The 12,072-nt window shown below is 63.5% G+C and carries 11 protein-coding genes; 6 read left to right on the top strand and 5 right to left on the bottom strand.

Features of this window, described 5'->3' with window-relative positions; all coding sequences use genetic code 11:
* Positions 1 to 45 precede the first annotated feature (45 nt).
* Positions 46 to 357 carry an Mpo1-like protein gene (locus AC1M7R_RS18830; protein WP_072389569.1) on the top strand — a complete coding sequence of 104 codons (312 nt, stop codon included), beginning with the start codon at positions 46 to 48 and terminating at the stop codon, positions 355 to 357.
* A gap of 2 nt (positions 358 to 359) precedes the next feature.
* Here the strand turns inward: AC1M7R_RS18830 and AC1M7R_RS18825 are convergent, their stop codons facing one another.
* Positions 360 to 1,175, bottom strand: coding sequence for a UDP-2,3-diacylglucosamine diphosphatase (locus tag AC1M7R_RS18825; RefSeq protein ID WP_072389571.1), 816 nt, complete (start codon positions 1,173 to 1,175; stop codon positions 360 to 362).
* Positions 1,176 to 1,311: 136 nt separating this feature from the next.
* Between AC1M7R_RS18825 and AC1M7R_RS18820 the strand changes: the two genes are divergently transcribed.
* Positions 1,312 to 2,061: a helix-turn-helix transcriptional regulator gene (locus tag AC1M7R_RS18820; protein ID WP_490609821.1), complete on the top strand. Its 750-nt coding sequence runs from the start codon at positions 1,312 to 1,314 to the stop codon at positions 2,059 to 2,061.
* A gap of 162 nt (positions 2,062 to 2,223) precedes the next feature.
* The gene (locus tag AC1M7R_RS18815; RefSeq protein WP_072389575.1) at positions 2,224 to 3,114 is read left to right on the top strand and encodes a DMT family transporter; all 891 of its coding nucleotides are present in this window, start codon (positions 2,224 to 2,226) and stop codon (positions 3,112 to 3,114) included.
* Here the strand turns inward: AC1M7R_RS18815 and AC1M7R_RS18810 are convergent.
* A complete protein-coding gene (locus AC1M7R_RS18810; RefSeq protein WP_072389577.1) occupies positions 3,108 to 3,395 on the bottom strand; it encodes an Rdx family protein in 288 nt (95 codons plus the stop codon). The genes AC1M7R_RS18815 and AC1M7R_RS18810 overlap by 7 nt on opposite strands.
* A 71-nt stretch (positions 3,396 to 3,466) precedes the next feature.
* Between AC1M7R_RS18810 and AC1M7R_RS18805 the strand changes: the two genes are divergently transcribed.
* Entirely contained in the window at positions 3,467 to 5,668 is a 2,202-nt protein-coding gene (locus AC1M7R_RS18805) for a patatin-like phospholipase family protein (protein ID WP_490609820.1), read from the top strand.
* 93 nt (positions 5,669 to 5,761) lie between these two features.
* On the opposite strand, the gene AC1M7R_RS18800 is transcribed toward AC1M7R_RS18805, so the two are convergent.
* From AC1M7R_RS18800 to recQ, 3 genes are all read right to left on the bottom strand, one after another.
* Complete coding sequence (locus AC1M7R_RS18800) at positions 5,762 to 7,723, bottom strand: motility hub landmark protein FimV (RefSeq protein WP_490609819.1); 1,962 nt, start codon at positions 7,721 to 7,723, stop codon at positions 5,762 to 5,764.
* A 151-nt stretch (positions 7,724 to 7,874) separates the two neighbouring features.
* Positions 7,875 to 8,309, bottom strand: a complete 435-nt coding sequence (locus tag AC1M7R_RS18795) for a MarR family transcriptional regulator (protein WP_072389583.1) — start codon at positions 8,307 to 8,309, stop codon at positions 7,875 to 7,877.
* A 128-nt stretch (positions 8,310 to 8,437) separates the two neighbouring features.
* Positions 8,438 to 10,564, bottom strand: a complete 2,127-nt coding sequence (recQ, locus tag AC1M7R_RS18790) for a DNA helicase RecQ (RefSeq protein ID WP_072389585.1) — start codon at positions 10,562 to 10,564, stop codon at positions 8,438 to 8,440.
* A 493-nt stretch (positions 10,565 to 11,057) separates the two neighbouring features.
* On the opposite strand from recQ, the gene AC1M7R_RS18785 reads away from it, so the two are divergent.
* On the top strand, positions 11,058 to 11,645 hold the full coding sequence (locus AC1M7R_RS18785) for a UPF0149 family protein (protein ID WP_072389588.1): 588 nt from the start codon (positions 11,058 to 11,060) through the stop codon (positions 11,643 to 11,645).
* An 8-nt stretch (positions 11,646 to 11,653) separates the two neighbouring features.
* Positions 11,654 to 12,049, top strand: a complete 396-nt coding sequence (locus AC1M7R_RS18780; protein WP_072389590.1) for a YbaN family protein — start codon at positions 11,654 to 11,656, stop codon at positions 12,047 to 12,049.
* Positions 12,050 to 12,072: the final 23 nt, after the last annotated feature.

The raw sequence follows: 12,072 nt of genomic DNA, 5'->3' as shown, positions 1-12,072 counted from the left end.
AATGGCGCGATCGGCACCAGAACAATAACCACCGAGCAAGCAATCGTGGAAAACACCAAGACATTCAGCACATTCGCCGAGTTCTATCCGTACTACCTGGGCGAACACAGCAACAGCACCTGCCGGCGCCTGCACTTCGTCGGTACTTCCCTGGTCATTCTGATTTTCGTCATGGCGCTCGTCGTCGGCAACGGCGCCTGGTTGCTGGCGCTGCCCGTGGCAGGCTACGGCTTCGCCTGGGTCGGGCATTTCTTCTTCGAAAAAAACCGCCCGGCCACCTTCCAGCATCCGTTCTACAGCCTGCTGGGGGATTTCGTCATGTACCGCGACATGTGCCTGGGCAAGGTCGCGTTCTGAGCTCAAGCCGGCTCGGCGACCTTGATTGCCTTCAGCCGAGCCTCCCGCGCCTGGGCCTCCGCCAGGCGATAGAGTTCGATCGAACCATCCCAGTGCTCGATCAACGCGGTGCACGATTCGACCCAATCACCGCAATTGAGGTATTCCACCTCCCCTACCTTGCGGATCTCGGCATGGTGGATGTGCCCGCACACCACGCCGTGCAGTTCGCGCTTGACGCATTCGTGGGCGATGGCTTCCTCGAAATCGCTGATGAAGCTCACGGCAGTCTTGACCTTGTGCTTGAGGTACGCCGACAGCGACCAGTAGCCATAGCCATAACGGGCCCGCCAATGGTTGAGCCAGCGGTTCAGCGTGAGGGTGAATTCGTAGGCCCAATCCCCGAGGAACGCCAGCCAACGATGGTACCGGGTGATGACATCGAACTGATCGCCATGGATCACCAGCAGGTGCCGGCCGTCGGCGGTGACATGCACCGCTTCGTCCACCAGCTGGATGTTGCCCAGGATCAGCTTCGAATAGCGCCGCAGGAATTCATCGTGGTTACCCGTCACGTAGATCACTTCGGTGCCGCGCTTGCTCATGGTCAGCAAGCGCCGGATGACGTTGGTATGCGCCTGGGGCCAGTACATGCCGCCGCGCAGCTTCCAGCCGTCGATGATGTCGCCGACCAGGTAGATCCTGTCGGCGTGGTAGCCCTTGAGGAACTGTGACAGGTGCTCGGCCTGACAGTCCCGGGTGCCCAGGTGCACGTCGGAAATCCACAGGGTGCGAACACGCTGCTTGCGGCTGGGTCTGGCGAGCTCGGCGCTGGTCATGGGCAACCCCCTCTGATCGTTTTCACCACTGTGCATGCCGGCGATTAATGGCCCATGACAGATACAAGTCGGTTACATGACAGGGCCATGCATCGCGACCTGGGTGTATCCTGACGGCCTGCGATGGGAGACCGCGATGAGACCGATCCTCACGCTACGCCAATACAGCCAGGACCTGATCGTCCACAGCCATGACCACCCTCAACTGGTGTTCGGGCTGTCCGGCGCGCTGGATTTCGAGGTCGAAGGTTGCGGCAGCCAGGTGGTCCGGCAAAGTTTCGTGGTGGTGCCGGCCGGTGCCCATCACGCCTGCGACAGCCCCAAAGGCAGTCGTTGCCTGGTACTGGATGTACCCGGCGGCGATTGGCTCGATCAATGCCTGGGCGATCATGCCGACGCCAGCCGCCGGTTGCTCGGCACCAGTGCCCGCCTGCCCCTGGATGCGGGGCAAAGCCAGTTGGTCAGTTGGCTGGCGGGCAGCCGGATGGACGATCCGTTGATCGCCCGGCAGGGGGCGGTGCTGCTGCTGGCCAGCCTCAATGACGCGCGTCCCGCCCCGACCGGTGGCCGGCGCCTGCCCTACGCCGCCCTCGACGCCCACATCGACCAGTACGCCGCCTATCCATTGCAGGTGGCGGACCTGGCCCAGGTCGCCGGTCTCTCCAGCGCCCGCCTGCATGCGCGCTTCGTCGCCGAATGCGGACAGACCCCGATGGAATACATCCGCAGCCGTCGCCTGCACAAGGCCGTGGGGTTGCTGCGGGACTCGGACCTGCCCATCGGCGAGATCGCCCACCGGGTCGGCTACAGCTCCCAGAGTGCCTTCGCCGCCGCCGTGCTGCGCGAATTTGGCGCCTCGCCGGGCAAACTGCGACGCCAACGCTAGCCGTGCGCTAAAAACCGCTAGGATCGCGACAGACGCGCCGGGCTGTCCCACGCTTCAATACTGACCAGCCATGCCGGCGTGGCGCGGGCTTTAGTCGGGTCGCGCCGCAGCGTACTTGCACAAGGTTCTGCGTGCATCCGCCGCTTTATAGAAAGGACTGTAATGACTCCCCGTACCGCCCTCGGCGCCCTGCACATCGGCGCCCTCATGTTCGGCCTGACCGGTGTGTTCGGCAAGCTGGCTGCCGCGTCGCCGACGATCATCGTGTTCGGCCGCGCCACGTTTGCCGTGCTGGCCCTGGCGTTCTTTGCCCGGTTCGCCAGTAGCACCTCCTGGCAGAAACTCCGTGCAGCGGATAGCCGTCGCCTGTTGCTGGGCGGACTGCTGCTGGCAGCACACTGGGTAAGCTTCTTCATCGCGGTAAAAGTCGCCGGCGTTGCGGTCGCTACGCTGGGATTCGCCAGTTTCCCGGCGTTTACCGTGCTGCTCGAAGGGTTGATCTTCCGGGAGCGAATACGCGCCAATGAAATCCTGCTGGTGGTGTTGGTGAGCATCGGCCTGGTGCTGGTCACGCCGGATTTCGACCTGGCCAGCGGTGCCACCACCGGCCTGCTGTGGGCGGTGGCTTCGGGCTTGCTGTTCTCCCTGCTGTCGCTGACCAACCGTGCCGGCTCCGGCCGCGTTCCGCCCGTGCAGGCCGCGCTGTGCCAGAACCTGGTGGTGGGGTTATGCCTGCTGCCCCTGGCCGCGCCGCAGTTGAGCGATGTACGTGCGCTCGACTGGCTGTGGATCGCCCTGCTCGGGGTGCTCTGCACCGGCCTGGCCCACAGCCTGTTTGTCGCCAGCCTGGAAGTGATCAAGGCGCGCACCGCGGCGGTGGTCTTCGCCATGGAGCCGGTCTACGGCATCGCCATGGCCTGGCTGCTGTTCGGTGAGAGCCCGACATTGCGCATGTTGCTGGGCGGCGTGCTGATCATCGTCGCGATCGTGGTGTCGAGCCAGCTGAGCCGTTCCAAGGCACCGCCGGCAGGCGTCGAAGCGACGTCTCACTGAACCCGGTCGTTATGGCCCAGGTCCCGCTCCGGATCGATCTGATCGCGCACCCGCTGCTTGAGCACCTTGGCCTCGGGGAAGCCGCCGTCGGCCTTGCGCTCCCAGAGCTGCACACCGTCGCAGCCAATGTGGAAAACCCCGCCAGTGCCCGGCACCAGGGAGACCTTGCCCAGATCGTCGCCGAAGGTGCTCAGCAGTTCCTGGGCCAGCCAGGCGGCACGCAGCAACCACTGGCATTGGGTGCAATAGGTGATGACGATTTCCGGTTTATGCTCGGTCATTGCGGGTCGACTCGTGGATTCGAAGGCATCGTTATAATACTCGCCTTTGACCGTCCGCCCCGAGATCGACGATGCGCCGCCTGCTGCCTTGCCTGCTTCTGCTCCTGTTGCCCTTGTTCAGTCATGCCAACGAGCCTGCCGTCCAAACCCCGCGTCCGAAGATCGGACTGGTGTTGTCCGGCGGCGCGGCACGAGGCCTGGCCCATATCGGCGTACTCAAGGCCCTGGAAGAACAGGGTATCCGGATCGACGCCATCGCCGGCACCAGCATGGGCGCCGTGATCGGCGGGCTGTACGCCTCCGGCTACAAGATCGACGAGCTGGAAAGACTCGCCCTGGAAATCGACTGGCAGCAGGCCCTGTCCGATGCCCCGCCGCGCAAGGACGTGCCGTTCCGGCGCAAGCAGGACGACCGTGACTTCCTGGTGAAACAGAAACTGAGCTTTCGCGATGACGGCAGCCTCGGCCTGCCATTGGGCGTCATCCAGGGGCAGAACCTGGCTCTGCTGCTCGAGAGCCTGCTGGCACATGCCAGCGACACCCGGGACTTCGACAAACTGCCGATCCCGTTCCGCGCCGTGGCGACCGACATCGCCAGCGGCGAAAAGGTGGTGTTCCGCAAGGGTCACTTGCCCAAGGTCATCCGCGCCAGCATGTCGATCCCGGCGGTGTTCGCCCCGGTGGAGCTGGATGGCCGTCTGCTGGTGGACGGCGGCATGAGCGACAACATCCCGCTGGACGTGGCCAGGGAGATGGGCGTGGACATGGCCATTGTGGTGGACATCGGCACCCCGTTGCGCAACCGCAAGCAACTGGTGACGGTGCTCGACGTCCTGAACCAGTCGACCACCCTGATGACCCGGCGCAATTCCCAAGAGCAACTGGCAACCCTGAAGAAAGACGACGTGCTGATCCAGCCGGCCCTGGTGAGCTTCGGCTCGACCGACTTCGGCCAGGCCCGGGAAATGATCGATGCCGGCTATCGCGCCACCCGGATTCTCCAGGCCCGCCTGGCCCACCTGCGGCCTCCCGAGCCGACCGATCCACAACTCATGGCCGCACGCACGCCCAGCGAACGGACACCGGTCATCACGGCCATTCGCGTGGAAAACGATTCGAAAGTGGGCGATGACGTGATTCGCTATTACATTCGCCAGCAGATCGGTGAGCCCCTGGACCTGGGCCGCCTGCAAACCGACATGGGCACGCTGTACGGCCTGGACTACTTCGAACAGGTGCAATATCGCGTGGTCCACAAGGGACCGGACAACACCCTGGTGATCAACGCCCGGGGCAAGCGCACCGGTACCGACTATCTGCGGCTGGGCCTGAGCCTGTCGGACGATATGCGCGGCGACAGCGCCTTCAACCTCGGCGCCAGCTATCGGGTCAACGGCATCAATCGCCTGGGCGCCGAATGGCTGACCCGGGCCCAGATCGGTGACCGGCAGGAGTTGTACAGCGAGTTCTATCAGCCGCTGGACGTAGGCTCGCGCTACTTCATCGCCCCCTACGGGCAATTCGAATCTCGCAACGTGGAATCGATCCTGGACAACGACCCGGTCGCGCAATACCGCGTGGAGCGTTATGGCCTGGGCCTGAACCTGGGCCGCCAGATCGGCAACAGCGGCGAGATCCGTTTCGGGGTCGGCCAGGCCTGGGGCAAGGCGGACGTGCGCATCGGCGACCACGACCAACCCAGCGAGGACTTCAACGAAGGCTTCTACGAGCTGAAATACTCGTTCGACTCCCTGGACAACGTGTACTTCCCCCACGAAGGCGAAGATCTCGGCCTGTCCTGGCGCCAGTACGATCCGGGCCTGGGCTCAGACCAGCGCTATCGCCAGTGGGAGCTGAAGCTGGACAAGGCCATGAGCAGTGGCCCGAACACGTTCATCCTCGGCGGGCGCTACGGGCGGACCCTCGACACGGCCGAGATCGTGACGTCGAGCTTCGTGCTCGGCGGCGCACGGCAGCTATCAGGCTTTCGCGAAGACGGCATTTCCGGGCAGAACATGAGCCTGATGCGCGCCGTTTACTACCGCCGGCTGACACCCCGAGCCTACCTGCCCCTGGATTTCCCACTGTACTTCGGCGGCTCGCTGGAGCGCGGTCGGGCCTGGAACAACGACAACGAATTCGACAGCGGCTACATCAACGCCGCCAGCATTTTCCTGGGCTTCGACACACCGCTGGGCCCGCTGAACTTCAGCTACGGCTTCAACGACGACGATGAGCAGGCGGTGTACCTGAATCTGGGCCAGACGTTCTGATGGCCAGGCAGGGAAGATTGGATCTCTGGACGGGCTTCTTCACGGGCCAGCCCGGGAAGAGGCCCATCTCCCCTGGAGGCTTTTGAAGAAGTATCAGCGAATCCCGGCCAACAGCACCCGCGCGGTCTGCTTGAGGGGTTCGTCGCCCTCCTGGAGCAGTTCTTCGAGCAACGTGATGGCGGTCTTGATGTCGCCATCGTCGATACAATTCTGCGCCTGCTCAAGCTTTTCCGAATGCTCCGATGCCTGTGGATCCGGAGAGGTCGCTTCGGGCTCCAGCGACAGCGGCTCGAGCTCCAGGGACTGCTCCTCATCGGCGAACCCGTCGAGGAAAGCATCGTCCAGTGACTCGGTTTCCAACGGCGCGCCCCATTGCAGCTCCGGTTCGTCGAAACCGGAAAGCGACAAATCGTCGAGGGCCAGTGGAGGCTCGACGTTTTTGCCGCCGGTGGCCTCCTGCCCTTCCTTGAGATCCCAGCTGGAATCCATGGACAGCTCATCCAGGTTCAGCTCGAACTCGCCCGGCGGGTGTAAAGGGGCCGGCTCGGGAGCGGGAGCAGGAATTGGCGCCTGGGGCGCCGGGGGCACGGCCTCGGGTGCGCTGGCCACGGCGACCTTGGGATACTTTGCCCGGACCTCCTCCAGCGTCGAGGCATCGACTCCCTGCGTGGCCAAGTGATGCTCCTGGACCTGGAAGCCGATGGCATCCCCCTGCTTGCCCAGCACATCCAGCAGCTTGAGGCCCAGGTCGGTGCGTTCCGGCTCCGCCAGCAGCGCGGCCCGGAGCAATCCCGCCGCTTCGGCGAAGCGGCCATAGGTCAGGTAGATCCCCACCCCTTCCAGCACGTCGCCCAGTGGGGTATCGCCATTATTGAACGACGCGGCGACTTCTGGCGGGTCCGTCTCCACAGTCGTTCCATAGGTATCGGTGCTGTCCTCCAGCAGGGGGGCGGGACGCTCGGTCATCGACTCCGAACCGACCTGGGCCTGTTGCCGGCGGCGAATGAACAATAACAAGGCGAGCAGCCCCAACAGGCCCACCAGCGCCGCCACCCATGACCAGTCGATGCCCCCAGGCTCCGCCACCGGTTGCGCGTCAGCCGGCGGGGTGTCATTCACAGCCTCCGCTGCGGGGGACGCCGTTGGCGCAGACACCGTGGCACCGGGAGCTGGGGTGAGCTCGGCCAGTTTCGTCTGCAGTTCGCTGATCTGCTGGCGCTGGCCGGCAATTTCTTCGTCCTGGGCCTGGAGCCGGGCCTGCAGCTCTTCGATGGTTTTCTGTTGCTGCTGGTTCTGCAGTACGCTGGCGGCCAGTTGCTCGTTGGAATCGGCAGGGGCCGGAGCCGTATCAGCAGGGGCAGGCAACACGGCCGAATCGGGCAGCAACAGGCGTTGACCGATGGAGAGCCGTTCGCTGCCGGGGTTCAGGGCCAGGATGCCCTGCATCAGCTCGTTGACCGAGGCACCGCTGCCCGCGTCATGCAGGCGCTTGGCAATGATCCAGGGGTTGTCCCCCTGCACGACGGTGTAGCGCTTGCCTTGGGTCGCCGCAGGTGGCTTGATGGCTGGCGCCGCCTGGGTCGATGCCGCTGCCTTGGGCGTACTGGCGGTCGCGTCGGTGGCAGGTACGATAGCTGCCGTGCCTGGCGGGTCGATCAGCACCGTGTATTCACGCAGAAGGCGTCCATTGGGCTGATTGAGCTGCACCAGGAAATTGAGGAAAGGCTCTTCCACCGGTTTGCTGGAAGTCACCCGAATGAAACTGCGTTCGCCGCGCAGCACCGGCGTAAATCGCAGGTTGCTCAGGAAAAACACCCGCTCCACGCCGGCCCGGCTGAAGTCGTCCGGGCTCGCCAGGCTGGCCGATAGATCGCCCTCTTCGAGCCCGGCCACATCCACCAGGGCAATATCGGCGCGCAACGGCTGGTTCAAGGCGGAATGAAGCGTGATTTCCCCAAGGCCCAGCGCTGACGCCAGAGCCGGATACCCCAAGGCACCCATGACCACTGACACGTTGACCCAACTGCGCAACGTGGACTGCAAACTTCCAAGCATGGGTATCCCTTTCGATGACCAGAACAGCTTTCAATACGAGCGCAAGCTGGTGATCTCGTTCAGTTTCAGGTTGGGAAAACTGAACAAGAGCCCCCTATGGTTATAGTTCGCTAACCGCCGAATCTCAAAAGTCTGGCGCCAGGGATATGCCTCAGGACTTTTCCAGGTTGGCCAGGATCGTGCCGTGGACCCGCATGCACACCCGCATGTCCGCTTCGTCGACGCCTTCGAACAGCTCTCGACGCAGTTGGGTGGCAATGGTTTCGATCTGTTCGATCAACGGTCGGGCCGGTGCGCAAAGGACAATCTTCTTGGCCCGGCGGTCTTCGGCCACGGCCTGGCGTTGCACCAGCCCCTGGGTTTCCAGGCTGTCCAGCAGACGCGCCAGCGTCGGGCCTTCTACCGCGACGCTCTGGGCCAGTTCTCGCTGGGTCGGCGCATGTTCGAAACGGGCCAGGTGCAGCAGCACCAGCCAACGCGCCTGGGACAGGCCCAACCCGGCCAGGCGCCGGTCCAGTTCGGCACGCCAGCCTCGAGACATTTGCGCCAATTGCATGCCAAAACGGTGTTGATCGGTCAACGACATAGAAAACTCATCAGATCTTAAAATAAGAAAAACTAATTATTAGTCAGCTAAGCATGCACATTGGAATCCGGCAAGGCCGTTTCCCATTGAATCGCGTACTGAATCGTTAAAGGTCCGCAACTCATTGATCAGACTTCGAATTCCGACTGCAAGGCAGCCCTCACGCAGTACAGGACGCCCTCCGGTACCCGACCGACGAACAGCGCGGCGACCTCCGATACCGAGGGCAACTCACCCTCGCCATCCAGGAAAGCGTCCTGCACTTCGCCCATCAACTCCTCGGGCAAGTCCAGTGCCTGTTCCAGGGATAGCTGCTGCATGCCGATGGCTTCGGCGAGCATCGCATAGACGTTTTTTTCCGAGCACTGCAACTGCCCGGCGATTTGCAATGGCGTCATGCCCGCACGCGCCAGGGTGATGAGTTCGTGGCGTACGTCGGCCACCGACTTCGGCGTCTCGGCCTCCCCGCCCAATACCTGGAGGAACGCCTCGCCATAGCGTTCCAGCTTGCGCGCACCCACACCGCTGACCCGGGCCATCTCCGCCAGGGAGGTGGGCTGGCTGCGCAGCATTTCCAGCAGCGTCGAGTCGGGAAAAATGACATAGGGCGGCACACCGTGTTCCTCGGCCAACTTGCGACGCAAGGCGCGCAGGGCTTCCCACTGATCGCGCTCTTCGCCACGCACCAGCTGGCTGGCCTGGCTCTTGCCGCTCTTGACCGCCGTCGCCGGCTTGAGGTCCCGGCGCAGCTGGAGGCTGACCTCGCCCTTGAGCAAGGGCCGGCAACTGGCGCTCAGGCGCAGCCCGCCGTAGCCTTCCAGGTCGATGTCCGCCAGGCCGCGCGCCACGAGCTGTCGGAACAATGAACGCCATTCACTCTCGGAACGGTCCTTGCCGACACCGAACACCGACAGGTGCTGATGGCCGAAGCTGCGGACCTTCTCGTTGTCCTTGCCCAGCAAGACGTCCACCAGGTGCCCCACGCCATAGCGCTGCCCGGTGCGATAGATGGTCGACAGCGCCTGGCGGGCCGGTTCGGTGGCGTCCCAGGTTTCCACGCCGTCGACACAATTGTCGCAATGCCCGCAGGGTTGGGGCATGTCTTCGTCGAAATAGGCCAAAAGGGTCTGGCGCCGGCAGCGGGTTTCCTCGCACAGGGAAAGCATGGCGTCGAGCTTGTGTTGCTCCAGGCGCTTGTGGCGTTCGTCGCCTTCGGAGTTCTGCAGCATCTGCTTGAGCATCACCACGTCCTGCAGGCCGTAGGCCATCCAGGCGTCGGCCGGCAAGCCATCGCGGCCGGCACGACCGGTTTCCTGGTAATAGGCCTCCAGGGACTTGGGCAGGTCCAGGTGCGCGACGAAACGTACGTTGGGTTTGTCGATGCCCATGCCGAACGCCACGGTGGCCACCATGATCAGGCCTTCTTCGTTGAGAAAGCGCTTCTGGTGATAGGCCCGCAGGTCATTGGGCAGGCCGGCGTGATACGGCAAGGCCGGAAAACCCTGCTCGCAGAGGAACGCGGCGACCTCATCGACCTTCTTGCGCGACAGGCAGTAGACAATGCCGGCATCGCTGCGGCGTTCGGCGAGGAATGCCAGCAACTGCTTGCGCGGCTGCTCCTTGGGCACGATGCGGTAGAAAATGTTGGGCCGGTCGAAACTGGAAAGGAATCGCTCGGCCTCCTGCAAATGCAGGCGCTCGACGATCTCTTCGCGGGTACGCTTGTCGGCCGTGGCAGTCAGGGCGATGCGTGGCACGTCCGGGAACAGCTCCGCCAGTTGCCCCAATTGCAGGTATTCGCGACGGAAATCGTGGCCCCACTGGGACACGCAGTGGGCTTCGTCGATGGCGAACAGGGCGATTTCCAGGCTCTGCAGGAACGCCAGCATGCGTGGCTGCACCAGGCGTTCAGGGGCCAGGTACAGCATCTTCACTTCACCGCGCTTGATCCGGGCCGCCAGCTCGCGCTGCTGGTCGGCATTCAAGGTGGAGTTCAACGAAGCAGCGGCAACCCCCAGCTCCTCGAGGGTGGCGACCTGGTCGTCCATCAGGGCGATCAGCGGCGATACCACCACCGCCAGGCCATTGCGCAACAGCGCCGGCACCTGGTAGCACAAGGATTTGCCGCCACCGGTGGGCATCAGCACCAGGGCATCGCCGCCGCTGGCCACGCGCTCAATAATGGCACCCTGGCGGCCACGGAAACTGTCGTAGCCGAAGATGTCCTTGAGGACGCGTTGAGCCTGTTCGAGCATAGAAACTCCAAAAATCACCGAAACATCCCTGCAAGGCTGGTTCAGAATCGAAAAGGCTGCGCCGGCAAATCGTAAGGGCGCGTTTCGAACCGGCTGGACGCCGCAGGGCGTCACAAAACGCGGCAGTATACCCGAGGCCTTGGCCGCAGAGGGCGATGCTGACAAGAGGTGCTTCTGACTTTCAAAGCAAGCCAAGCTGTATGTGTGGCAAGGGGCTTCATTTCCGCCGAGCTGCGCAGCAGCCCCTCTCGGTTTATCGATTGGATCGCACACTCAAGTGACATTGGGTCTGCTGCGCAGCCCAACGGGGCGGTGCGATGTTTCGCTGAATCCCCTCGCCACAGGAGCCAGGCCGGGCCTTCCTTCTTCGGTATGTCCCCGGCTCTTGGGCAACCCAGCCCTTGCCGACAAGGCAAATGTGCCACGCGGCTGGCCTGGGCGCTCAAGAAGGCCTAGAATTCCCGCATTGTTTATTCCCCCAAGGTAGCCCGTAATGTCCTTCGCTGAGCAACTGACCCGCCTGCAAGTCTTCCTCGACGCCGATGAGCTGCACGACGAAGCGCTGGATTACGTGGCCGCTCATGGCTATCTGACCGCCCTCTCGATCTGCTCCGAGCAGGTGCCTGACCGGGAGTGGATCGACGCCCTGTTCGCCGAAGAGCCGCATTACACCGACGAAGCCCAGCGCATCGAGATCGAAGCCACCCTGGTGGGCCTCAAGGCCCATATCGCCCGCCAACTGGCCTCGGACGAAGAATTCGAACTGCCGTGCGAACTGGACCTGGGCGACGACCCGGACGACTCGGAACTGCGTGGCTGGTGCATCGGTTTCATGGAAGGCGTGTTCCTGCGCGAAGCGGCCTGGTTCGAAACCGCCGAAGAGGAAGTCAGCGAAATGCTGCTGCCGATCATGGTCGGTTCCGGCCTGTTCGACGAACAACCGGAGTTTTCCGACATCGCCGCCGATCCGAACCTGATGGACGACATGATCGTGCAGATCCCGGAAGCCCTCACCGCCCTGTACCTGCTGTGCAACGCCCCGGACGAGAAACCGGCGATCCTCAAGCCGCGCCATCACTGAGCGACCGGGTGCCCGCGCCCATCGGCAAGCGCCCGCTGATCCTGCGTTACGCTCTGCTGGCCATCGGCTGGTTGAGCGTGGTGCTGGGGGTCATCGGTATCTTCATTCCCGTGCTGCCCACCACCCCTTTCCTGCTGCTGGCCGCCGCGTGCTTTGCCCGCAGTTCGCCGCGCTTCTATCGCTGGCTGGTCGGCCATCCGCGGCTCGGCCCCTGGATCGCGGATTACCTCAGCGGCAACGGCATTCCCCTCAAGGGCAAGGTCTACGCCATCGCGCTGATGTGGGCGAGCATCCTTTTGTCCTGCTACCTGGTGCCCTTGCCTTGGGCGCGAGGGTTCATGTTGACCAGCGCGGTGCTGGTGACGATCTACATTCTCAGGCAGAAGACGCTGCACAAACCCTGAAGCAAATGCACGCCGGTCCAGCC

It is taken from the genome of Pseudomonas sp. MS01C9, assembly GCF_058202755.1.
Note: the sequence above shows the minus strand (reverse complement) of the source record. Positions and strands in the feature narration are given on the sequence as shown.

Bases quoted from the DNA above. Each gene is read 5' to 3' on its own strand.
- AC1M7R_RS18795 (WP_072389583.1), bottom strand. From the start codon at position 8,309: ATGTCGTTGACCGATCAACACCGTTTTGGCATGCAATTGGCGCAAATG.
- AC1M7R_RS18805 (WP_490609820.1), top strand. From the start codon at position 3,467: ATGCGCCGCCTGCTGCCTTGCCTGCTTCTGCTCCTGTTGCCCTTGTTC.
- AC1M7R_RS18785 (WP_072389588.1), top strand. From the start codon at position 11,058: ATGTCCTTCGCTGAGCAACTGACCCGCCTGCAAGTCTTCCTCGACGCC.
- AC1M7R_RS18825 (WP_072389571.1), bottom strand. From the start codon at position 1,175: ATGACCAGCGCCGAGCTCGCCAGACCCAGCCGCAAGCAGCGTGTTCGC.
- AC1M7R_RS18810 (WP_072389577.1), bottom strand. From the start codon at position 3,395: ATGACCGAGCATAAACCGGAAATCGTCATCACCTATTGCACCCAATGC.
- AC1M7R_RS18820 (WP_490609821.1), top strand. From the start codon at position 1,312: ATGAGACCGATCCTCACGCTACGCCAATACAGCCAGGACCTGATCGTC.
- AC1M7R_RS18800 (WP_490609819.1), bottom strand. From the start codon at position 7,723: ATGCTTGGAAGTTTGCAGTCCACGTTGCGCAGTTGGGTCAACGTGTCA.
- AC1M7R_RS18815 (WP_072389575.1), top strand. From the start codon at position 2,224: ATGACTCCCCGTACCGCCCTCGGCGCCCTGCACATCGGCGCCCTCATG.
- recQ (WP_072389585.1), bottom strand. From the start codon at position 10,564: ATGCTCGAACAGGCTCAACGCGTCCTCAAGGACATCTTCGGCTACGAC.